24 protein-coding genes and 1 tRNA gene are annotated in these 22,922 nt (G+C 49.1%); 15 read left to right on the top strand and 10 right to left on the bottom strand.

The window, feature by feature from the left end:
* The 10 genes from B2Z72_RS12940 to B2Z72_RS12985 form a co-directional block, all read left to right on the top strand.
* Window positions 1-236 (top strand): hypothetical protein (locus B2Z72_RS12940; RefSeq protein WP_297004992.1); only part of this gene is annotated, 236 nt, incomplete at its 5' end.
* 2 nt (window positions 237-238) lie between these two features.
* Window positions 239-544, top strand: a complete 306-nt coding sequence (ihfA, locus tag B2Z72_RS12945; RefSeq protein ID WP_228346474.1) for an integration host factor subunit alpha — start codon at window positions 239-241, stop codon at window positions 542-544.
* Window positions 522-890 (top strand): MerR family transcriptional regulator, encoded by a 369-nt coding sequence (locus B2Z72_RS12950; protein WP_296983721.1) that lies wholly within the window; start codon window positions 522-524, stop codon window positions 888-890. Before ihfA ends, B2Z72_RS12950 begins: the two co-directional genes overlap by 23 nt.
* A gap of 73 nt (window positions 891-963) precedes the next feature.
* Window positions 964-1,040 (top strand) — tRNA-Pro (locus B2Z72_RS12955).
* A 501-nt stretch (window positions 1,041-1,541) separates the two neighbouring features.
* Window positions 1,542-2,324, top strand: a complete 783-nt coding sequence (locus tag B2Z72_RS12960) for a hypothetical protein (RefSeq protein ID WP_296982507.1) — start codon at window positions 1,542-1,544, stop codon at window positions 2,322-2,324.
* Window positions 2,325-2,387: 63 nt separating this feature from the next.
* The gene (locus B2Z72_RS12965) at window positions 2,388-2,672 is read left to right on the top strand and encodes a hypothetical protein (RefSeq protein ID WP_296982506.1); all 285 of its coding nucleotides are present in this window, start codon (window positions 2,388-2,390) and stop codon (window positions 2,670-2,672) included.
* A gap of 82 nt (window positions 2,673-2,754) precedes the next feature.
* Window positions 2,755-2,982, top strand: a complete 228-nt coding sequence (locus tag B2Z72_RS12970; RefSeq protein WP_296982504.1) for a hypothetical protein — start codon at window positions 2,755-2,757, stop codon at window positions 2,980-2,982.
* 90 nt (window positions 2,983-3,072) lie between these two features.
* The gene (locus B2Z72_RS12975; protein WP_296982503.1) at window positions 3,073-4,008 is read left to right on the top strand and encodes a DUF2971 domain-containing protein; all 936 of its coding nucleotides are present in this window, start codon (window positions 3,073-3,075) and stop codon (window positions 4,006-4,008) included.
* 74 nt (window positions 4,009-4,082) lie between these two features.
* Window positions 4,083-4,427: a molecular chaperone DnaJ gene (locus tag B2Z72_RS12980; RefSeq protein WP_296982501.1), complete on the top strand. Its 345-nt coding sequence runs from the start codon at window positions 4,083-4,085 to the stop codon at window positions 4,425-4,427.
* Window positions 4,428-4,691: 264 nt separating this feature from the next.
* Window positions 4,692-5,096 carry a DUF3830 family protein gene (locus tag B2Z72_RS12985; protein ID WP_296982499.1) on the top strand — a complete coding sequence of 135 codons (405 nt, stop codon included), beginning with the start codon at window positions 4,692-4,694 and terminating at the stop codon, window positions 5,094-5,096.
* A gap of 14 nt (window positions 5,097-5,110) precedes the next feature.
* On the opposite strand, the gene B2Z72_RS12990 is transcribed toward B2Z72_RS12985, so the two are convergent.
* Window positions 5,111-5,713, bottom strand: a complete 603-nt coding sequence (locus B2Z72_RS12990) for an adenylate/guanylate cyclase domain-containing protein (protein WP_296982497.1) — start codon at window positions 5,711-5,713, stop codon at window positions 5,111-5,113.
* Window positions 5,714-6,078: 365 nt separating this feature from the next.
* Between B2Z72_RS12990 and B2Z72_RS12995 the strand changes: the two genes are divergently transcribed.
* The gene (locus tag B2Z72_RS12995; protein ID WP_296982495.1) at window positions 6,079-7,341 is read left to right on the top strand and encodes a sensor domain-containing diguanylate cyclase; all 1,263 of its coding nucleotides are present in this window, start codon (window positions 6,079-6,081) and stop codon (window positions 7,339-7,341) included.
* Window positions 7,342-7,453: 112 nt separating this feature from the next.
* Here B2Z72_RS12995 and B2Z72_RS13000 read toward each other — a convergent pair whose 3' ends face one another.
* From B2Z72_RS13000 to B2Z72_RS13040, 9 genes are all read right to left on the bottom strand, one after another.
* On the bottom strand, window positions 7,454-8,455 hold the full coding sequence (locus B2Z72_RS13000; RefSeq protein ID WP_296982494.1) for a TIGR03842 family LLM class F420-dependent oxidoreductase: 1,002 nt from the start codon (window positions 8,453-8,455) through the stop codon (window positions 7,454-7,456).
* Between the two features lie 95 nt (window positions 8,456-8,550).
* Window positions 8,551-9,219, bottom strand: coding sequence for an NADPH-dependent F420 reductase (npdG, locus tag B2Z72_RS13005; RefSeq protein WP_296982492.1), 669 nt, complete (start codon window positions 9,217-9,219; stop codon window positions 8,551-8,553).
* Window positions 9,216-9,989, bottom strand: a complete 774-nt coding sequence (gene cofE, locus B2Z72_RS13010; RefSeq protein WP_296982491.1) for a coenzyme F420-0:L-glutamate ligase — start codon at window positions 9,987-9,989, stop codon at window positions 9,216-9,218. Before cofE ends, npdG begins: the two co-directional genes overlap by 4 nt.
* Entirely contained in the window at window positions 9,982-10,743 is a 762-nt protein-coding gene (gene cofC / locus B2Z72_RS13015; protein WP_296982489.1) for a 2-phospho-L-lactate guanylyltransferase, read from the bottom strand. Before cofC ends, cofE begins: the two co-directional genes overlap by 8 nt.
* Window positions 10,743-11,738 (bottom strand): 2-phospho-L-lactate transferase, encoded by a 996-nt coding sequence (gene cofD / locus B2Z72_RS13020; protein WP_296982487.1) that lies wholly within the window; start codon window positions 11,736-11,738, stop codon window positions 10,743-10,745. Before cofD ends, cofC begins: the two co-directional genes overlap by 1 nt.
* Window position 11,739: 1 nt before the next feature.
* Entirely contained in the window at window positions 11,740-12,978 is a 1,239-nt protein-coding gene (gene cofH, locus B2Z72_RS13025; protein WP_297004994.1) for a 5-amino-6-(D-ribitylamino)uracil--L-tyrosine 4-hydroxyphenyl transferase CofH, read from the bottom strand.
* Between the two features lie 16 nt (window positions 12,979-12,994).
* On the bottom strand, window positions 12,995-14,122 hold the full coding sequence (gene cofG, locus B2Z72_RS13030; RefSeq protein ID WP_296982483.1) for a 7,8-didemethyl-8-hydroxy-5-deazariboflavin synthase CofG: 1,128 nt from the start codon (window positions 14,120-14,122) through the stop codon (window positions 12,995-12,997).
* 382 nt (window positions 14,123-14,504) lie between these two features.
* Window positions 14,505-15,185 carry a TetR/AcrR family transcriptional regulator gene (locus B2Z72_RS13035; RefSeq protein WP_297004996.1) on the bottom strand — a complete coding sequence of 227 codons (681 nt, stop codon included), beginning with the start codon at window positions 15,183-15,185 and terminating at the stop codon, window positions 14,505-14,507.
* A gap of 102 nt (window positions 15,186-15,287) precedes the next feature.
* A complete protein-coding gene (locus tag B2Z72_RS13040; RefSeq protein WP_296982783.1) occupies window positions 15,288-16,199 on the bottom strand; it encodes a LysR family transcriptional regulator in 912 nt (303 codons plus the stop codon).
* Window positions 16,200-16,319: 120 nt separating this feature from the next.
* On the opposite strand from B2Z72_RS13040, the gene B2Z72_RS13045 reads away from it, so the two are divergent.
* From B2Z72_RS13045 to B2Z72_RS13060, 4 genes are all read left to right on the top strand, one after another.
* Entirely contained in the window at window positions 16,320-17,651 is a 1,332-nt protein-coding gene (locus B2Z72_RS13045; RefSeq protein ID WP_296982784.1) for an aspartate aminotransferase family protein, read from the top strand.
* A 46-nt stretch (window positions 17,652-17,697) separates the two neighbouring features.
* Window positions 17,698-19,188, top strand: coding sequence for a CoA-acylating methylmalonate-semialdehyde dehydrogenase (locus B2Z72_RS13050; RefSeq protein WP_296982785.1), 1,491 nt, complete (start codon window positions 17,698-17,700; stop codon window positions 19,186-19,188).
* 873 nt (window positions 19,189-20,061) lie between these two features.
* Complete coding sequence (locus B2Z72_RS13055; RefSeq protein ID WP_296982792.1) at window positions 20,062-21,303, top strand: Zn-dependent hydrolase; 1,242 nt, start codon at window positions 20,062-20,064, stop codon at window positions 21,301-21,303.
* Window positions 21,304-21,433: 130 nt separating this feature from the next.
* Window positions 21,434-22,915: an NCS1 family nucleobase:cation symporter-1 gene (locus tag B2Z72_RS13060; RefSeq protein WP_296982786.1), complete on the top strand. Its 1,482-nt coding sequence runs from the start codon at window positions 21,434-21,436 to the stop codon at window positions 22,913-22,915.
* Window positions 22,916-22,922 lie beyond the last annotated feature (7 nt).

Here is a 22,922-nt window from a genome sequence, read left to right on the forward strand (position 1 = left end):
CACCGGTTGATCAGGTGCTGGAAGCAATCCGTGCAAAAGCAGGGGATTACCTCACAAAGCTCAACCTGTTTGATGTGTATGTCGGCAAAGGTATTGATCCAGATAGAAAAAGTCTGGCTTTGGGCTTGACCTGGCAGCATCCTTCCCGCACATTAACTGATGAAGAAGTAAACGATTCGGTTTCGAATGTGCTGGCTCATCTTGAAGAGAGCCTGGGAGCAACGCTGAGAGGTTAAGCATGACCGCTTTGACCAAAGCTGAACTGGCTGAAAAACTGTTTGAAGACCTCGGTCTTAACAAACGCGAGGCAAAAGACATGGTGGATCTCTTCTTTGATGAGATCCGCGAAAGTCTGAGCCGTAATGAGCAGGTGAAGTTGTCGGGATTCGGCAACTTCGATCTGCGTGACAAACGTCAACGTCCGGGACGGAACCCGAAAACCGGGGAAGAAATCCCGATTTCGGCGCGTCGTGTTGTTACGTTCAAACCAGGGCAGAAACTCAAAGTGCGCGTAGAAGCTTATGCTGGAACCCAGCCACAATAACGAACTCCCTCCGATTCCCGCAAAGCGCTACTTCACCATTGGTGAAGTCAGCGAGCTTTGCGACGTCAAACCGCACGTCCTGCGTTACTGGGAACAGGAATTCCCGCAACTCAGCCCGGTAAAGCGCCGTGGCAACCGCCGTTATTATCAACGTCAGGATGTGATTCTGGTGCGCGAAATCCGCGCCTTGCTGTATCACGAAGGCTACACCATTGGCGGTGCCCGTCAGCGCCTCTCGGAAGAAGGTGATTCCAACGCGGTCGCGATGGATAAAGCCCTGATCAAAAGCATGATCAATGAGCTGAAAGAGCTTGAGGAAATGCTGAAGCCGGGCGCTCCGCTGTAAGTTTAAAAAACTTTAACTTTTCAGTAGCTTAGGTATACTTTGTGGCTCTCAGATGTACGTCTGAACCTTGAGTCGGGATGTAGCGCAGCCTGGTAGCGCACCTGTATGGGGTGCAGGTGGTCGGAGGTTCAAATCCTCTCATCCCGACCAATTCCTTTTTTATTATCGCCTGTCTTTGCAAGTGGCGGAGAACTGGCCGTCCGCGATCCAATCCTCTCATCCCGACCAACTTAATTTCCCTATTTGGCCTGTATTGTTTGGTGTCGAAGACCAACCGGCCGTGATCAAACCCTTCCCGACCAACTTATTTCTCCTGATCTTTCCTTTCTGTTCTGACCTGTGTTGTCTGGTGTTGAAGGCCAGCAGGACACAGCTCATTGACTCATTAGTCAATGTCATACAGTATATTTCCCATGTGCAGGAAAACCGTGCACGCTTTGCTTTTTGTATCGCACGCTTTGTTATTGCTGCTCCATGTAATCCCATGATTTTGAAAAGATTATTTTTTGTACGCCGGAGTTAGTGTGCCGGTGATCGGTGTGTTTATGTGCATGCGCGTTTTTGCCGACAAGGTTTGTATAAGAAGTATGGATTTTCTTACTGGAATCAATGGGTTGTTGGTGAGGATGAGAGGAGTGGGGCGGTGGCAAAGTGAGCGTGCGTATGAATAAAACTGTTAGTGAGATATTGGAGTTTGATATGCAATGGGATTTGCTCGTGATTTATACAATTGTTTCAGTAGCAGTATCATTAATAACATCGTTTATAGTTCAATATGTCTCATGGAAGGGAAGGAATTTAGCTACAAAAGAAGATATTTCTGGGATCACCGAAAGGATTGAGGACGTAAAACTAAATTATTCCGAAAAATTAGAAGACTACAAGAATAGATTGTGGGAATTACAATACGAAAAGGGTCGCTTATATGAAGAGTTTAAAATTAAGCATGAGATTCTTGAAAAGGTAATTGTAAAGCTAAATAAATTTGGTAGTGATGCTATTCACCATAGAATATACGCGCACCATAGAAATATTTACTTAGCACTATATAAACTTAATAACTCGGAATCTAATAGTAAGCAATATAGAGAGTTTCAAATTAAAGCGGAGAAGTCATACCTTGATTTTGGAGTTCAAAGTTACGAATTGACAGCGTTGGCTAGCACTATAAAGGTTTATATAGATGATACGCTTGGTGGAAACTTACTCATCCTCCAGGGAAAGATCAAAGACTCCATTACTCCAAGGAAGAGTGAGGATGATTATATCCAGTTTGTTCGTTCTGAATTAGAGACTAAATCGAGAGACTCGGTACTATCTACGACTGAAGATGCATTTTTTCAAGATAGTATAGATCCGGATGAGATTGCACATTACCTTTATCAACTTCAAGAAGGTATAAAAGATGATTACCGGAAAACCACTAACAAATAAAGGCATGGGACTCGCTAACGCTAGCCCATGCTTTAAGCGTTATAACGCAATGGAACTTCACATATGAGAATTAACAAAGCTACTTTAATCGGCGCAACAATGCTGGCAATAGCAATTCCAGTAATGGCTGATATGTTTACACCAAGTCATTCTTGCTCTAAGCCTTATAAGCCATACCAGTTCAATTCTCAATGGGAATTAGATAATTTCAATGATGAGGTCCAAAGGTTCAAGCGATGCATATCAGATTTCGTTGATGAACAAAACGAGGCAGCTCAAAGACATCAGCAAGCAGCAAGTGATGCCATTGATGAATGGAATAATTTTGTTAACTATGAACTCAATTAAAAGCGTTATAACAAAGCGCTCAAGCAAGGACGCGCTAACGCGCGCCGCTTAGCTTGGCGTTGTACAGATATAGGGACATCCGATGGCTACTAAGAAATCTCATAATGATCTCTATTGGGATGCGAAAAAGAAGTCGAAAATTAAAGATGAGTATAAAAGCTATTTAGAACGGATCGGCGAGTCGTCAAACCCTGATAATGCTCAAGCATTCGCCATAATGAAGATTGACGGCGGTTTTGACTACTTGGAAATGAATGAGCGTGATCTGATCTTACTTTTGGCGGGAAAACTGCCATATATGTATGATTGAATCCTGTACAACAAGCAAAGGCAGGCTGGGACGGCTTCGCCGCCCCTGCTTTGAACGTTATGTGGTCAAATTGGAGTTAGAGTTAAAATCATGGATTGGTTTCAAGAATATAAAATGTTAGTTTTTTCAGAGAGCACATCTTTAGAAAATATAGATAGGGCTATTTCTTTGAAGTATGAGCATATTCCAAACATGCTTTATAAATACCGCTCTATTAACGAATATTCTCTGAAAAACTTGGAGGATGACTCAATTTGGCTTTCTGACCCAAAAAATTTCAATGATCCCTACGATTGCTCATTTCATCATGAGGTAGAAATAGATCCTGACAGTGCAGATTCAGTTTTATCGATAGCCTTTAAACATAGCTTGGTAGATGGGTTAACTGAGGAACAAATTCAAGCAGTTAGGGAAAGTGAAAACCCTATGGTTAAGCTACTTGAACTCAGTTATCCTGATAAACCTGACTTTGGTCGTTCATGCGGTGAGGCTCTAAGCCATGTAATGAAAGAACGTGCCACTGCTTTGAGTCGAGAAACATCCGAGGGTTTTAAGCAGATGTTTAAAATCTGCTGTTTCTCAGAAAACCCAAAATCCATACTAATGTGGTCGCACTATGCGAACTATCATACAGGGTTCTGCATTGGATATGACTTTCATGAGTTAGGAAATGAGGACGTAAGGACTAGATCAATTTATCCTGTTGTTTATTCTGATGAAATGTTTAATGCTACAGGTGTTTTTGGCTCACCTAAAAATGTAAATAACATACTCTACCTTAATCAAGTTGCACTTATGAAAAGTACCGAATGGTCTTATGAAAAAGAGTGGAGGCTTGTGTTTGGGAATATGCTTATACAACAAGAAATGCCTTATCGTATGCCAAAGCCAAAGTGTGTAATCTTAGGCGCCAAAATATCTTCAAACAACGAAGATTCTATCCGAAAAATATGCAACAGAAAGAACATTGAAGTTCTTAAGTTATATATGAGGCATAATCAGTTTGTTCTTGATATTCATCAATAACCACATAGCAAGTGGTTCCAGGTGACGCCTGCGGCGCACCTGAACCAAGCGTTATGACTTGATCAGGAATTAAGATGGAAACTTATCACGACTGCAAGCACTGCAAAGGTGAAGGAACATGCTCTACAGGAATAGACGGCGCATCTTGCGCCATTTGTGCGAGACGAAATTTTCTACTCAAGCACAAACCTGCACATGGCCTTGTATGCTCAGTGTGTAAAGGCCATTGTATGATTGAGCCAATGTCATCCCGTATTAAAAATCGCACTGGCCCTCTGTTGGCGCTCTATATTATGGTTACGGCTATAGCAATAGTATTTGTCGGGCAAAAAGAGCACTTTAGTGAAGTATTAGCATTCGTTGGTACATTAACTGGAGCAATTACCGGGTTCTATTTCAGCGGTAAGAAAAAGTCATGAACTACTACACTTTATTCCTGTTGCTGGTAATTACCTTTTTCGTATTTTACGCTCCACATGAAGGATTTTTCTTACCATTTCTTATCCTGGCTCAGAGTTGTATGTTCATCGTAACAGCGCCAGTATATTGCTGGCTTTCAGTGCGCAGGAAAAATGCAAAAGAATACAAAAATCAGACCAGTCAGCAGGACGCATCGTAACCTCGCTGGCGGCGCCATAACCCCGACCACCTCGCTAAGTAAACAACAAACTCCAGGTATAAACATGATCGTAGAAATCGACGGCCACAGCTTTGAAGCGGTATTTGAAGAAGATAAATCCCCTGATACCTGTAATGCCTTCCGTAAAGCAATGCCTTTCCATGGCGAGGTTGTGCATGTCCGCTGGAGCGGTGAAGGGATTTGGATACCGCTCGGCGACCGGGATTTTGAAGTCGGGTACGAAGACGCAACTTCATACCCGGCACCGGGGCAGATTCTGCTTTACCCCAGGGGTAAGAGCGAGACGGAAATCCTGATCGCTTATGGTTGTGTTCAGTTTGCATCGAAAGCCGGTGTATTAGCCGGCAATCACTTTGCAACCATTACGTCTGATCTTGATAAATTACGGGAAATTGGTGTTTCCACTCTGTGGGAAGGTAAGAAAAGTATCGTCTTCCGTGATGTCTGAAAGCGCTCAGACACTCACAGAAAGTACGTCGGGTACGTCACTTTCCCAATGGTAATGTCCTGCTGATCTTTCGCCTGCTGCAGTTCTGCTGGCAGGTTCTGATAGGCTTTTTCAGTCAATAATATTTCCCAGGCGCTGGCGGTATCTTCGCCCAGTTTGCTGGCCTCATTCACCGGGTCACCAAAAATTTCCTGATTATTAAAATTGAGCAACTCACCGTAGGCGATACCGATGGCCAGCTTGATATCGTGGCAGTCGGTTAACTCATCATTCAGTGCTTGCAGGCGGGTGAAGATGTCGCGCACGGCCAGCAGGGCAGAGGCGGTATCCGGGAAGAGAACAAAGGCATCGTCGGCGACGTACTTGATCAGGAGGCCATCATAGTGGCGGATGCAGTCTTCAACGATCTGCTGCATGTGCATAATCAGCGACAGGTAATAAACAATGCCGTGTTGTTTGGTGATGGCGGAGAAGCCGCTCATATCGGTGATCAGCACTGCGCCTGTGGTGCCGAAAGCCTGCCAGATCTGTTGTTCTTTATCTTTCTGCAGATCTTCAGAATGGCGGGTGTAGCCTTCTATCAGCTGGTGCAGTGTGCTGTGGTCCTCAACTCTCATTATGTCTTCCCTGGTGTTAAACGGCTTGCGGTGCTGGTCCGGTAGCGGAAGTTTACCTGATTTGTGTCGCAATCACCTGTCAAAGTGGATGCTTTCCGGCACTTTCTGACGCTGACAGCGGGCCATTTTCCGGCTCCACAACAGCGGGTTTTTGATAACGTTTTCAATGAGTAAGCTTTTTTGTCTGACGATTTTTTGGAAAGAAATTGCACCAACGTTTTGTATTTTAGTGATAGTTATATCTATAGTTTGAATGCGTTGAAAGACTATCGCTCAGTCATTGTTAATTTTTGTAATCCGTAGTCCTAACTTTAACGAAAAATCCGTATCATTAAAGCCTGATTTAATTACTCGGGTATCTTTTCATGGACGGCACTTACGATTTATCAATGGTTGGGGTCTCCTACGTGGTGGCCATTCTCGCTTCCTATTGTGCTCTCTACTTCGCCACGCAGCTGTCAGCGATTTCAGGTAACAAACGTTATCTGTGGCTGTCGCTGGGGGCTATGTCTATGGGCCTGGGTATCTGGAGCATGCACTTCATTGGTATGGGCGCGTACAAAATGCACATGCCGATGAGCTATGACCTGACCATGACTCTGGTGTCATGCATCGCTGCGGTGTTGTCTTCAGGGCTGGCGCTGTACCTTATCAGCCGTATGGATCTGGGTTGGGTGATGCTGGCGCCGGGCAGTATCGTGATGGGCGTGGGTATCGCCATCATGCATTATCTTGGAATGGCGGCGATGAAGATGACGCCGGAAGTCAGCTACGAACCAGTCTGGTTCTCAATTTCTATTGTGATTGCCATTGTTGCCTCGGCCGCGGCGATGGCGATCTGTCGTTACACTCAGACTCTGGTGGGAACTAAGGCTGCAGTTTTTCAGGGAATTGCTGCTCTGGTCATGGGTGCCGCAATCTGTGGCATGCACTACTCGGGTATGGCGGCCGTTATATTTCCGCCGGGTTCCATGCCAGACCCTGCGAATCAACTCGGCGAGAATGAACTGGGTGTGCCTGTGGTACTGGCTGCCGTGGTGTTTGTACTGGTGGCACTTATTACGGTTTACACCGATATCCGTGCTCGTATCGCTCAGCAGGAGAATGAACGCCTGGAGAAAAAACGGGCAGAAGAGTGGGCAGAAGACAAAGCGTTTTCCGATGGTGTTTCCGGCCTGCCCAACCGTGCGGGTCTTGAACAGTATCTGGCGCAGACTATTGCTGAGAATCAGGCAACGCGTAAGCAGTTTGCCGTGCTGATTCTGGAAATGACCAATCTGCGCGAACTGGAAGCCTCTATGTCTGCGGCGGACATGAAGCAGAATTTACGCCTGCTGAGTGAGCAGATTAAGTTGTCGCTGACAAAGCGTAGTTATCTTGCCCGCTATTCCGGTAACCGCTTCTGTATTGTTACGCAGGAGCCGTCGGCTCTGGATGCGAGACAGCACATCACAGAATTATTCTCTGCTGCCGGGTTGCCAAGCGCCAATGGTCTGGATATCCGCTGGAGCGCTGGTTTCAGCTTTTATCCACTGGGTGCCAGCTCCAATCGTGAGCTGCTGCGTCAGGCGCTGAAAACTCAGCCATTATTAACGGTCGGCACTGATGGCAATGTGTCTGTTGCCTGAAGCTCTCAGAACAGGGCGCTTTGAACCGTCCTGTGCCCCCTCCTGAAAACAAAGAAGCCGGAGTTTTACCTCCGGCTTTTTCTTTCAGCTATCGTGTGTGCTTATCTGTTGCTTAACGGAACGCAGGAATAACCTTGTTACCGTAGTGAGCAATGATTTCTTCTTCATCGCCGCTGTCCAGATAGATGTTGAACTGAGTCGCACCGGCTTCCTGCAGTTTTTTCACTTTAGCGATGTGCGCATCGTCGTCACCCAGAACACAGAAGCTTTCTACGATGTCGTCAGTGATAAAGTCGAGGAATGGGTTATCACTCTGGCCGTGTTTTGAGTAATCGTAACCACGACGTTTTTCGATGTAGTCAGTCAGACTCTTAGGTACCAGACCAGAATCGGTACCGTATTTTTCAACGATATCCGCCACGTGGTTACCGACCATGGCCGGGAACCATTTGGTTTTCTCGATCATGTATTCTTTAGTGCCGAAATAAGCCGGTGCTGCTGCCACAACTTTAAAGTTGGACATATCACGGCCAGCTTCTTTACCGGCAACCAGAGCCTGATCGGTAAACCATTTAACCAGATCCGGATCACCGATCTGCAGAATCAGACCATCGCCGTACTGACCAGCAGTCGCCAGCGCTTTCGGACCGTAAGCGGCAATATGAACCGGCAGTTCATAGCCAACCGCCCACGGGAATTTAACCGGTACGGCACAGCCGTCGTAGGTCACTTCTTCGCCACGGATCATGGCTTTTACTTTTTGCGAAAATTCCGCCAGACGGGCAAGGGTTGCAGGCTTTTTGCCCATAACACGGTTAGCTGAGTCACCACGACCCAGGCCGATTTCAAAACGGCCTTCGCTCTGCAGTGCCAGGCTACCGAAGGTACTTGCCGCATGGGACCAGTCACGAACGTCCGGGCTGGTTACGCATGGTGCAAATTTCATTTTAGTGGTGTGTTCCATACACATGGCCATAGCCACCATGGATTCACGCCACAGAATATGGGAATCGTAGAACCAGCATTGGGTAAAACCGGCTTCTTCTGCCTGACGAACCAGATTACGGGCGCGGTTCGGACTGACAAAGCCTTTAAAAGTAATACCAAATTCCATAAGTCTCTCCTGTTGTTTAAAGCAATGTTGTGTTTATGTCTGTTTTAAATCGGGATTAATTGGCTTGCATTGGTTCGTTTTTTTACCCGGAATAATCAGTGTTCCGGCGGCTGAATACAGATACCGGCATGTGAGAAGGGCACAGCCTTGGAAATATTCAGACGGATCAGGATCGGTGTAATGGCTTCAATACAGCGTGCACTGTCGGCCAGGCCGGCGTTGTAGGGTTTAACATCCAGCAGCTGCAGTGCTTCCATGACTTCATTTTTGGCTTCGAGGCTGTTGCCACACACCAGAATGTCGCAGTTAATTTTCTGATCGAGTTTGTTCAGCGTAACGGCAGACACATTATGCAGGGCGCCGACCACGGCAAATTCTTCACCCAGTAAGGCCTGTGCGGCTTCGGTAGCGGAACCTTCCGGTGGCATAGCAACGGCTTTGGGATTGCCTTCGGCCAGTGGTACTACAATATCGACCAGAATTTTGTCAGCCAGAACCGGCTTCAGGCTTTCCAGTGTCAGGTTGTGCGCGCTGAAAGGGACCGCCAGAATAACCAGGCGGGAGGCTTTCTCCGTGGCTTCGGTATTACCGCAGCCAGTGATTTCGGCAGAACCTTGTGGCAGGAGTTTATTCAGCTCAGCAGCGCTTTCAGCCGCTTTGGCCCCGTCACGGGAACCAATCACGACCGGCATACCGGCTTTGGCAAATCTGAGGGCGAGGCCTTTACCCTGAGGCCCAGTGCCTCCGATGATGGCGATTGTCATTTAAATAAATCCTCTTTTTCTGGTCTGAGTATGTTTGAGGCTTGTGTTGTGCTGTCCGGATTCCAGTCCAGACCGCGGAAAATAATGACGGGGCATTTACCGTCTTTGGCCATCAGTAATCCTGAGGCGGCAGCGAGTTCGTCGGCAAAGGCCGGTGCGGTCACTTTTAATTCGCGTCCCCAGGCATCCTTGTCGCCGTATTGGGTAACGACGGCAGGCACATTGGCGAGGCCGACGGCCACATTAACCTGACCAAGACGCCATGGGCGGCCGAAGGTGTCGCTGATGACTACACCCAGGTTGCAGCCGAAATGCTGTTCCAGTGATGAGCAGATACCCCGGGCACTGGCGTCCGGATCTTTGGGCAGGGTGATCATTTCACCGTTGTCGGCATTGGATTCATCCACCGCGGCGTTGGCGCAGATAAACCCCAGTTTGTGTTGTGCGATTAAAATACCTTCATCCTGGCCCGGGCGTTTAATGGCGCGGATAATCCGTGACGACTGGCTTAAAATTAATTCCACTTTACGCGGGTCTTTATTCACTTCTTTCGCCAGAGCGCGGGCTTCATCAGAAGGAATAATGTCTTCAGCCCGGTAAACATCACCTTCGCATTTCGATACAGCTTTATGGGCAATGACGAGAATATCGCCGTCCTGCAGACGGATATTCTGTTGCTCCAGCGTTTGGGCAATGCTCACTGCGAGATTATTTCCGGGCTTAAAATCCGGCAGACCTTTGGGGGCCAGCATCTGCATAAAATCAGGCATATTGGAAAGCTCCTTCACGCTCTTTGCTGCCGAAGGCAATGTCGGCAAACAGGCTGGTATTCAGATCTTCCGGGACATCAATATCCGCAGACAGCTTTTCCAGATCGACTACCTCACAGGTCAGGTCACTGAGGCGGGTCAGTTGCGCATGACGGTGTGCGGAGTTATTGCCAAAACAGAAAGGGATAGCATTGGCCGGTGCACACAGCAGGGCGTTGGTGCCACCGTCTTTGGCGCGGGCAATGGCTACACCATTACCTGTGGTAATGCGGCTGAGCATATTGCAGATTTCATTGCGATCGAGCTCGGCGATATCTGCCGGAATAACCAGCTGGCGACGGAAACCCTGTAACAGGGTCCATTGGGCGGCGCGTTCGAGTGCACGGTTCAGGCCTTTTGATTTTTGTTCCAGTAATGCCTGATGACCGTGATCCTTTGCCATCTGCGCAATCTGGCCGGAAGGTGTCACCACCAGTAATGTCAGCGTGGGAAATTCACGTTTAAAGAACTCCAGAGTCTGACGGTACAGTGTGATTGCCAGATCAGTACGCTGTGGACGGCTCAGTAACGGATGTAAACGCTGCTTGGACTGCAGCGGGTTTTTCATCGGTACCACGACACAGGTTTGCGCTATGCAGGTTTCTGCCACGCTGTTATCTGAAAAAGAGCCGTTATCTGAAGAGGAGCCGTTATCTGAAGAGGAGCCGTTATCTGCAACAGAGCAGGGCTGTGTTAACAAAGGCTTGTTATTCATCAGCAGGCCTCCTGAGTTAATTGGGCTGCTGTCGACAGACGTTTCTGTTGCGCAACCTCCTCAGCAAATCCGACACAGACCTGCATCAGCTGAGTTTTTTCATCATCGGTTTTCATCAGAGTGTTGGTGATAAAAACTTCAAGGCCGCTGTTGAGCAGAGAGGCTTCGCTTTCTGCGTCCTCATGATCAATCACCATGGCGTCCAGGCAGCCCTGATAGAGTTCTGCAACACTGGCAGGAGAGCTGTCCATACCAATGGCCTGCATCATCTGATCGGCCGGGCCTTTGACGGTTTTGCCGCCAATAAAAGGAGAGATGGCTACGCGGGTGGCGCTGGTTTCTTCCAGCGCACGGCGAATTTCGGAAACAGCCAGAATCGCACCAATGCTGACCACAGGGTTGCTCGGTGCAATAATAATCAGATCGCTGTTTTTAATGGCTTCCAGTGCTTCGGCTGTGGCCGTTGCCTGTTCAGCACCTTCAATAGCAATGGCTGTGATTTCCACCTTGCATTGTTCGCGCACAAAATATTCCTGAAAGCTCAGGCTGCCTTTGTTGGTCAGTACACGGGTTTGCATAACATCGTCAGTGGGCAGCAGCAGGGGAATATCCACGCCATTTTTCCAGGCGATGTCCTGGGCAATCGCCGATGGGCGAATACCTTTTTTACGCTGTTCGGTACGGTAAATATGGGTAGCAAAATCCTGATCACCGAGGAACATCCAGGTATCGCTGCCCAGCTGGTTTAAACCGTCCAGAACCTGATGTGTTTCATTTTCCAGGCCCCATCCCTGTTGCTGGTTAATACGGCCAGCCAGGGTATAGGTCAGAGTGTCGATATCCGGCGATACCCACAGACCATGAAATTCTTCATCGTCAGCAATATTTCCAATCACTGACAGATTGGCTTTATGCTCACTTAAATAGAGTCCCAGAGCGGCCTTGGCGCCGCCGACGCCTCCGGCCAGCAGGGTGATTCTTGGTGATGATTTCATATCAGCCTCCTGCAGCAATCAGTAATGCAGGATCTGCGAGTTGCGGTTGCGCAGTGACTGCCGGTCCGAAATCTTCTACGGTTTTGTACAGCGTATTGCGTTGCAGGGCGTGCAGGCCGGCACGGTGGATATTGTTCACCATGTCTTCCGGCATCACTTCCTGACCGTGCTGGCCGCCTGCTGCGGTGGAAATACTTTCATTCATCAGCGTGCCGCCGAGATCATTGGCACCAGCACGTAGCATTTGTGCGGCAGTTTCCGGACCCATTTTTACCCAGGATGCCTGGATGTTATCGATATGACCCTGCAGCATCAGACGGGCAATGGCGTGCATTTTGAAATGCTCAGCGCGGGTCGGGCCAGTACGGACAGATTCAGGGTTGGCTTTGTACAGTGGCGTTTCATAGTGAATAAAGCCCAGTGGTACGAATTCAGTAAAGCCGCCGGTTTCTTTCTGAATAGTACGCAGCAGATCCAGGTGGTAAGCCCAGTCAGCAGGGCCGTCCACGTGGCCATACATAATGGTGGCCGTTGTCGGTACACCCACAGTGTGGGCGGCTTTAATAATGCGTACCCACTCGTCGGTTTTTAATTTGTCTTTGGTCAGAATTTTGCGGACTTCCGGGGCCAGAATTTCAGCGGCTGTACCTGGCATTGAGCCCAGACCATGAGCTTTCAGGTCGCGCAGAAAATCTTCCGGAGACATGCGTGCTTTGCGTGCGCCATACCAGATTTCAAATGGTGAGAAGGCATGGATGTGCATTTCCGGCACACGGTTTTTAATGGCGATCAGCACGTTGCGGTAAAAATCTTTATCGATATCCGGGTGCAGGCCACCCTGAACACAGACTTCGGTGGCACCGCGGTCCCATGCTTCCTGTGCACGGTCTGCAATTTCATCGAAGGAAATGAATTCTGCCGTGGCATCGTCTTTGGCTACAGAGAAATTGCAGAAGCTGCAGCCCATGTAGCAGACGTTAGTAAAGTTGATGTTGCGGGTAATAATAAATGAGCCTTCATTACCACAGCGTTGCTGACGTACAGCATCGGCGGTTTTTAATACCGCGCTGTAATCAGCGCCCTCGGTTTCAAACAGTACAACTCCTTCAGCCTGAGTTAATTCACCACCTGCCAATGCTTTTTTCAGAATGGTGCGAACGTCGGGAGAGGCCTTGGCAAGAACAGCGTCCAGGTCAATTTCTTCAGATGGATGACCGTTAATCTTGGTAAATGCGTTCATATAACTTCTCCGTTCGTCAGATGGATTGCAGTAACTGTTGGCTGTTCAGGGCAGAGCGCGAACAGATCAGTTGATTGAGGTTGCCTGCCAGATAGCGTTCCGGTTTTTTCAGGTATTGCGGATACACAGTCAGGCGTTCATTCAGTTCATAACCCAGACCGTTACAGGCGGCCTGCAGACTACTGATCTGCGGCCAGGCGCGTTCAGGGTTGATAAAATCTTTGGTTACCGGGGAAATGCCACCCCAGTCATTAATGCCGGCGGAAATATAGCTGCCGTAATGTTCTTCCAGATTCGGGGGGGCCTGCAGGCTGATGGACGGATGTAACAGCAGACGGGCAACGGCCAGCGTGCGGCGCATATCATCGAGGTCCGGTTCCTGACAGCCGGCCATTGGTGTACCGGCTTTGGCGCGGAAATTCTGTACGATAACTTCCTGAATATGGCCGTACTGCATGTGCAGCTGGTTAATGGCAATCAAGCTGTCTATGCGTTCTTCCCAGGTTTCGCCGATGCCGATAAGAATGCCGGTGGTGAACGGGATATCCAGCTCGCCGGCCGCTTCCAGTGTCTGCATGCGTACTTTGGGCACTTTATCCGGGCAGGCGTGATGTGCTCCGCCTTTTTTCAGCAGGCGGTAACTGGTGGATTCGAGCATCATGCCCATGCTGGCAGCGACCGGTTTGAGCCAGCTTAATTCGGCTTTGGTTAATGTGCCTGGGTTCACATGAGGCAGCAGAGAAGAGTTCTCCAATACCTGCTCAGCCATATCGTGCAGATAGTGCAGGGTGCTTTTGTAGCCAAGCTCAGCGAGTTTTTCCTGGGCGTAGGTGTATTTCTGTTCCGGCTTTTCACCGAGGCTGAACAGCGCTTCTTTGCAGTTTAACGCTTCGCCCTGACGCACGGTGGCCATCACCTCGTCGGGTGTCATCAGATTGGCAGCGCCGGAATCAGGTGTTTTATAAAATGTGCAGTAGCCGCAGACATCACGACACATATTGGTCAGCGGAATAAAAACTTTTGGTGAGTAAGTCAGGGTGTTGCCGTACTGGTGGTCACGGATATAAGACGCCTGTACGCACAGCGCGTGCAGATCCGGGCCAGTCGCACTTTCAAGCTTCAGGGCTTCGTCGCGGTTAATCATCCGTCTGACTCCTCGTTATTTATTACTATCGTTCTGTCGTCTTGGGCGGCTGTCAGGCAGAAAGGCTGCCTGCAATTTGTTTTTACCAATTGGTAAAACTACAAATATCATTGTTTTTACCGGCTGGTAAACAGTTGGGCGGAAGGATTTTTTGGTGCATTTGTGGTGCAGGAAGGATCACAAGTGTGCAAAAGATAGCCATTTATCAGGGCGTAAATTTGCGCCAGACTTGCCGGTAAAATTCAGCAATCATGCACTCTGCAGAGAATAGTTCCGTTGCTTTTGTCGTGCTGTGCAACTACTGAGTCAGGAAGGTATCGGGAAGTGTATGAGGAGGAAAGTGCAGTAATCCGGACGAATTCTGCACTTTTAATGGGCGGACTTATTTACCTGAATTGGCAACAATGCCATTTAATACCATGTCGGTGAGGAAGTTTGCGGCGTTATCGAAATCTTTGCGCGCCAGTTTCTTTTTACCCAGCATCAGGCTGATCTGTGAGGCGAAGTCAGCATAAGTCTGAGTGGCAGCCCAGATGGTGAAGAAGAAATGTTCTGGCTCGATGTTTTTAATCTCGCCGGCGGCGGCCCATTTCTTCATCAGGGCGATGTCTTTTTCAAATTGTGGCTGCAGATGGCTGAGCAGGTAATCTTTCAGGATCGGTGCGCCATTCATAATTTCATGGGCGAATACTTTTGAGCCTTCCGGATTTTCGTAAGAAAGCTGCAGCTTGCCTTCAATGTAGTGACGGATAATTTCTGCCGGTGTGGTCGCTTCGTCTTCGGTAAAGGCCATTTTTTCCAGCCACATATCCAGAGTGTTCTGTAATACCCGGCGGTAAAGGTTCTCTTTATTGGGGTAGTAATAAATCAGATTCTGTTTGGATATGCCGACGTCTTCGGCGATTGACTCCATGGAGGTTCCACTGAAGCCAGTGCGGGCAAATGCATGTTCTGCTGCCGTTATGATGCGGGCTTCCAGTTGTGCCCGCTGCGCATTCGGCTTGCGCTGATTTTTTTCTGGCTTTTTGTAGATCACGATGGTGTCCGTCAGTTTTTCAGTCAATTAATTTAGCACAGAGATTCCGGTGTCTCTATCTATTCCACGACCTGTTCTACGGCCTGTTTCAGGGCGGATCAGAAGGCTGATGATACCTTGTAGTCCGCGTTATTGAGGGTGACATGCACTTAACGCTTCGAGGAAATGTTCCACCAGTCGGGTTGGCTGGGGGGACTTTCGATACAGTGCAGCGAACTGACAATAATATTCATAATCCGGGCTGGGAATCCGTTTCATATCGCCGCTGTGCACAAAGCTTCTGGCGTAGTGTTCCGGTAAAAAGCCGATAAAGGCGCCGCTTTTGATCAGGGTAGCGATACCTTCCTGGTCATTGGCTGTGGCTACTTTGTTCAGACCCAGTTGGTGGCTGACATCCATATTCGGGCTGTGGAAGTCCAGTCCGGCATAGCGCTGACGTGAAATAGTTTCTTCAGTGATGCTTTCGGTCTGCGAGAACAGCGGATGACTGCGGCCACAGTACAGATACATCTGTTCGCCGAACAGGGGAATGTATTCCAGTGATGTGGAGGAGCGGTGGGTCGGAATGACACCGACCTGATAACGGCCGTCGAGCACACCTTTCTCGATTTTGTTCACCGGCACAATATGCACATCAATAAAGACGTCGGGTGCCTGTTGCAGATAATCCGAAATGGCCTGATAGATGTTGCACGCCTGGTTGGTGACGGTTTTATCGAAGATGGCAATGGAGATGCGCCCCTGCAAAGAATGGTGCACATCATTGACCTGATTGCGGAAGTCCTCAATGGAGCTGAGCAGGCGCTGTGCCGCTTCAAAGATGCGGTTGCCTTCCTGGGTCAGGGAAAAGCCGCCACGACCCCGGTGGCACAGGGTGAGACCGAGGCGGATCTCCAGATCCTTGAGGTGGCGGCTTATGGTCGAGCGGCCGATGTTCAGCTCCAGCTCGGCGGCACTCAGGCCACCGCAGCGGGCAACGGCCATAAAGATGCGCAGCAGGCGGATATCGGCGTCAGACAGGTTACCTAGCAGGGCTTTCATAGCAGGTTATGGCCTATAAAGTTTCATGATCATGAAAGTTTAATTCGATATGTTGCGATTTATCAAACATAAAAACCGCCATACAGTGCATTCATCCAAACCAAAGTAAACGAGTGCATCATGAACGATTCATTGTCTGCCGGCGTAACCCAGAGCCAATTAGATGCTCACTGGATGCCGTATACCTCTAACCGTGAGTTTAAACAGAACCCACGTATGATCACCGGCGCAGACGGTGCTTACCTGATTGACGATAAAGGCCGCAAGATTCTCGACGGTCTGTCTGGTCTGTGGACCTGTGGCGCTGGTCACAACCGTCCTGAGATCGCTGAAGCCGTGGCTAAACAGCTGAAAACCCTGGATTACGCTCCGGCGTTCCAGTACGGCCACCCACTGGTGTTCCAGTTGGCTGAGCGTATCGCTAACATGGCACCAGCGGATCTGAATAAGGTGTTCTTTGCTAACTCAGGTTCTGAAGCAGCCGACACCGCGACCAAGATTGCCCGTGGTTACTGGCGTCAGAAAGGCATGGCAACCAAAACCCGTATTATTGGCCGTGCCAAGGGGTATCACGGTGCCAGCTGGGGTGGTATCAGCTTTGGTGGTATCGGTGGCAACCGTAAGATCTGGGGTCAGGCGATGGAATCCGATCATCTGAGCCACACGCTGCTGCCAGAAAACAAATTTGTAAAAGGTCTGCCGGAGCACGGTGCTTACCTGGCTGATGAACTGGAAGATCTGGTTGCTCTGCACGATGCATCGAACATCGCGGCGGTAATTGTTGAGCCATTCTCAGGTTCTGCCGGTGTGATCGTACCGCCACAGGGTTACCTGAAGCGTCTGCGTGAAATCTGTACCAAGCACAACATTCTGCTGATTTTTGATGAAGTGATCACAGGTTTTGGCCGTGCAGGCGCAACCTTTGGTGCCGAAGCGTTTGATGTGGTACCGGACATGATCAACTTCGCCAAGCAGATCACCAACGGTGCGATTCCGATGGGTGGTGTGATTGCCAAAGACGAAATTTACGATACCTACATGAATGCCGGTGGTGCTGAGCACGCCGTTGAACTGCCACACGGTTACACCTATTCCGGTCACCCGGTAGCCTGTGCCGCCGCCATGGCAACACTGGATCTGCTGGAAAAAGACAAGCTGATTCCACGCGTTGCGGAACTGGCGCCATACTTTGAAGAAGCTGTGCACAGCCTCAAAGGTCTGAAATACATCAGCGATATCCGCAACTGCGGTTTTGCTGCGGGCTTCAGCATCGAGAGTGCCGGTGACCCAAGCCTGCGTCCTTATCAGATTGCCATGAAGTGTCTGGAAAAAGGTGTTTACGTACGTTACGGCGGCGACACTATCCAGCTGGGTATTCCGTTTATTTTCGAAAAAGAACACATTGATACGCTGGTGAACGTCTTAGGCGAATCCATCAGCGAACTGGATTAATTTTAACAATTACATTTGCACAGAAACGATTTTTGGAGGTTTCCCTGTGACCACAGTCGGACATTTTATTGGTGGTGAAGACATCATCGCCGGTAGCCGTACCCAGGCCATTTTTAACCCATCCACCGGTGAGCAGTGTGGCGAAGTTGAACTCGCACCGGTTGCTACCGTTGAGCAGGCTATTGCCAATGCAAAAGCTGCTTACCCGGTATGGCGTGATACTCCGCCAGCAAAACGTGCACAGGTTATGTTCCGTTTTAAGATGCTGCTGGAAGAAAAAGCCGATGAAATCTGTCAGCTGATCAGCCGTGAGCACGGTAAAGTTCTGCATGATGCCCGTGGTGAACTGCAGCGTGGTATCGAAAACGTTGAATATGCCTGTGGTATTCCTGAACTGCTGAAAGGCGAGCACAGCAAAAACGCTGGCCCGGCCATCGACAGCTGGAGCGAATTTCAGCCATTAGGTGTCGTTGCCGGTATTACACCGTTCAACTTCCCGGCCATGGTACCTCTGTGGATGTGGCCCTCCGCTGTTATGTGCGGCAACGCGTTTGTGCTGAAGCCTTCTGAGCGTGATCCGTCCAGCGTACTGTACATTGCCAAACTGGCGATGGAAGCAGGTCTGCCGGCCGGTATTCTGAACGTGGTTAACGGTGATAAAGAAGCGGTTGACGTGCTGCTGACCTCTCCTGATGTTCAGGCGGTAAGCTTTGTTGGTTCTACTCCGATTGCGGAATACATCTACAGCACAGCGAATGCCCACGGCAAGCGTTGTCAGGCTCTGGGTGGCGCGAAAAACCACGCCATCGTGATGCCGGATGCCGACCTGGATAACGCAGTAAACGCACTGATGGGTGCAGCTTATGGTTCCTGTGGTGAACGTTGTATGGCGATCTCTGTCGCTGTTGCCGTTGGCGATGAAGTTGCTGATGAGCTGTCCAAGCGTCTGCAGGCGCAGCTGAAAACCCTGAAAGTGGGTTCTGGCCTGGATAACAGCAATGAAATGGGTCCTCTGATCACTGCTGCCGCCCGCGACAAAGTGGTTGGCTACATCAACAGCGGTGTGGAGCAGGGCGCAGAACTGGTGGTTGATGGTCGTGATCTGGTTGTAGCGGGTCATGAAAATGGTTTCTTCGTGGGCGGTACTCTGTTTGATAAAGTAACCCCTGAAATGACCATTTATCAGGAAGAAATCTTCGGCCCTGTGCTGGTGATTGTACGCGTTAAAACCATGCAGGAAGGTATCGACCTGATCAACGCTCACGAATACGGTAACGGCACCTGTCTGTTTACCCGTGACGGTGAAGCGGCGCGTTACTTCACTGATAACGTTCTGGTGGGTATGGTTGGTGTTAACGTCCCACTGCCAGTGCCGGTCTCTTACCACAGCTTTGGTGGCTGGAAGCGTTCACTGTTCGGTGATCTGCATGCCTACGGTCCGGATTCCATCCGTTTCTACACCAAGCGTAAGACTATTACTCAGCGCTGGCCTGCCAGCGGTGTTCGTGAAGGCGTAACCTATACCTTCCCGAGCTGATCAGGCTAAGAAGAGTAAAAGCCGGTGATGAAAATCACCGGCTTTTTTTATGCCTGGCTGTTGTTGTCGTGAGTTGTCGTGAGTTTCCGGGCGGTTTGCTGCCTGTTCTCTGTATGCTTTTTTCTTCTGCTTATATCTTCGTTCGTGTCTTTTTTATCTATTGTCGCAGGGAGAAATCCTGACGCTTATAGTCAGGATTTAATCTGTGATTTCCTCAGCGGTTTATGTGCTGGTAAATAGCCATGACCTGCAATTGTGCAAAACCGATTGATGTAAAAGGCGCTGAACAGTGCTGGGCGTCGTGTTTGCCGGACGCAAAAATACAGTAGGCGACAGCCCGAAATAATTGCGATCCGTGTGCTTTGGCTGATGGCTTAATCAGCATATCCAGGTTCTTCCGTTAAACAGTATATCGGCAGATTGCACGCTTATATTTCACAATAAAATATCGATGCACTTAAACCGTGCCATGAAAAAGCAATATCGCTTTCTTTGATATTGCTGCGTATTGCTGTTGGTAAATTTACCGGTATGCAAAGCTGACAATCGTCTTTTTCTGCATATCTCTGATTGGCTGCAGGCCGCGTATTTACTGGGTTTTAGTAAAAATTTTTACGGTTGTAAAAACTTGATGGTGATATCGGCGTTGATTGGCACAGTGCTTGATTACAAATAAAGCGTTAAAAGAAAGATTGCGGCCTTGGCGCAAAATTTTTTGCCTGTTGTTTTTACCATTTGGTAAATGTTTTTGAGTAAGAACAACGACACTGACGCCAACCAGGGTGAACCCGAAAATACATCACCTGAACCAAAAGCCGTTTGAAGCAATTGCAGTTGCATAACAGTAACCGCCCGAAAGAGGACAAAGACATCATGAAAGATTTACGCGTCAACGGTAAACGTTTGTGGGACAGCCTGGAAGAGATGGGCGAATTTGGTGGTACTCCCGATGGTGGTTGTGCACGTCTGGTCGGTACCGACCTCGATAAACAGGCCCGTGATCTGTTTACTGAATGGTGTCTGGCAGCGGGTTGCGAATCCGTAAGTTTTGATAAATTCGGCAACATGTTTGCCCGCCGTCCTGGCAAGAATAATGATTTACCTGCGGTGTGTACCGGCAGTCACCTTGATACTCAGCCAACCGGTGGTAAATACGACGGTGTTTTCGGTGTGCTGGCGGGTGTGGAAGTGCTGCGCACGCTGCATGAAAACAATGTTGAAACACCAACGCCGATTGAAGTGTCTGTATGGACCAACGAAGAAGGTTCACGTTTTAAACCTGCCATGCAGGGCTCCGGCGTTTACGTTGGCCGTTTTGATCTGCAGGAAGAACTGGATAAAACTGACGTTGACGGTATCCGTTTAGGCGATGAACTTGAACGTATCGGTTATATCGGTGAAGCCGAGCCGGGCAGCCGTAATATGGGTGCATTTTTTGAAGCCCATATCGAGCAGGGTCCTATCCTCGAAGACGAAAATAAAACCATTGGTGTTGTGCGTCTGGGGCAGGGTATCCGCTGGTACGATGTTACGGTTAAAGGCCGTTCACAGCATTCCGGTACGACACCTATGCATCTGCGTAAAGATACTATGGTGGCCGCAGCGCTGATTACTCAGGAAGTAGAAAAAATTGCGCACCGTCATACCAATGGTCTCGGCACCGTTGGTTTTATGAAGGTATTCCCGAATTCCCGTAACGTGATTCCTGGCCGCATTGATTTTGGTGTCGATCTGCGTAACCCGGATGCCGATACCCTGAAAGCCATGAACGATGAACTGGTCGCTTTTTGTGAAAAAGTGGCCGCCGAACGTGATCTGGAAATTGAAGTAGACAACTACTGGTACTTTGCACCGGTGGAATTCAAGCTGTCTGATGACGTGGAAAAAGCCGCCTCTGAACTCGGCTATTCGCACATGGATATTTATGCCGGTGCCGGTCACGACGCCTGTTATATGTCCGACATTATGCCCGCCGGTATGATTTTCACACCGTGTGAAAAAGGCATCAGTCATAACCCGGCAGAACGTACTTCGCCGGAGCAGTGTGAAGCAGGAGCCAATGTTCTGCTGCACGCCATGCTGTCTGCCAGTGACCGTATCGCAAAAGGTAAATAAGCAATAACAGATTTAAATAACGATAATTTACGTCAAGGTAAATGCAACGCGTGTGGGGAATTAACCCGGACTGGTCCGGGTTTTAAAAATAAGTTAACGATACTAATAACCTGAAATACGAGAGGCTGATATGACGACCAGTAAACCCGTCAAGGTAGAAGAGTTCTACGAACTCGAAGTTGGCTCCGATCTGGAGACTTCAAGCTTTTATAATGACGACCTGGCACCAACCAAAATCAAGGAACGTACCTGGTCTAAACTTAACATTGCTGCTCTGTGGGTGGGTATGTCTATCTGTGTACCAACCTATACCTTAGGTGGTGTACTGACAGCTTACTTTGGTCTGTCCGTGACCGAAGCACTTATTACCATTTTGCTGGCGAATATTGTTCTGCTGTTGCCTTTGACTCTGAACGCATTTCCGGGCACCAAATACGGTGTGCCATTTCCGGTTCTGCTGCGTTCCTCTTTTGGTATCGTCGGTTCCAACGTTCCCTGTCTGATCCGTGGTCTGGTGGCCTGTGGCTGGTTTGGTATTCAGACCATGTTCGGTGGTCTGGCCATTCACCTGATGTTGTCAGCCGTGTCCGATGGCTGGGCAAGTCTGGGCGGCGTGGGTGAAGTGATTGGCTTCTTTATTTTCTGGGCGCTGAACATTGCCGTGGTTATTAAAGGTTCTGAATCCATCAAATGGATGGAAACTCTGGCAGCACCTCTGCTGCTGGCAGTTGGCCTGGGTCTGCTGCTGTGGGCAACCGGTAAAGTGTCTGTATCTGAAGTTCTGGCAACTCCGGCTAACCGTCCTGAAGATGCTGGTTTCTTTGGCTACTTCATGGGTGGTCTGACTGCTATGGTGGGTTTCTGGGCAACTCTGTCGCTGAACATTCCTGACTTCAGCCGTTATGCAAAATCTCAGAAAGACCAGGTTGTTGGTCAGATTGTTGGTCTGCCGGTAACCATGTTCCTGTTTGCCGCTCTGGGCGTGATCATGACCGCAGCGTCTCCTGCTCTGGTTGGTGAAACCGTTGCAGATCCAATTTCTCTGATCGGTAAAATCGACAGCCCGTTCTGGGTATTTATCGCCATGGTACTGATCATCATTGCGACTGTATCCACTAACACCGCTGCCAACGTGGTTTCTCCAACCAACGATTTCCAGAACATTGCACCGAAATACATCAACAATACCCGCGGCGTACTGCTGACTGGTCTGGTCGGTGTGCTGCTGATGGGTTGGGAGCTGCTGAAAAAAGCCGGCCTGCTGGAATCTGACGTAAGTGTTGAAAGCATGTATTCAAACTGGCTGCTGGGCTACTCCAGTCTGCTGGGCCCGATTGCCGGCATCATGATGGTCGATTACTTCCTGATCAAAAATCAGAACCTGGATCTGGTGTCCCTGTACAAAGAAGGTGGCGAATACCCAATGGTTAACTGGGCTGGTTTTATCGCCTTCGGTGTGCCGGTTGTGCTGACCATCATTGCTATTACCACTGGCTTTATGAGCTGGTTCTACAGCTATGGCTGGTTCACTGGCGCTATTTCTGGTGCCATCGTGTACTACTTTGCAGCCAAAGTTATGCAGTCTCAGCCTCAGGTGGCTACAGCACAGTAACAGCACA

Origin of the sequence: Thalassolituus sp. UBA6592 (assembly GCF_002433655.1) — a bacterium.
Taxonomy (GTDB): Bacteria; Pseudomonadota; Gammaproteobacteria; order Pseudomonadales; family Oceanobacteraceae; genus Venatoribacter.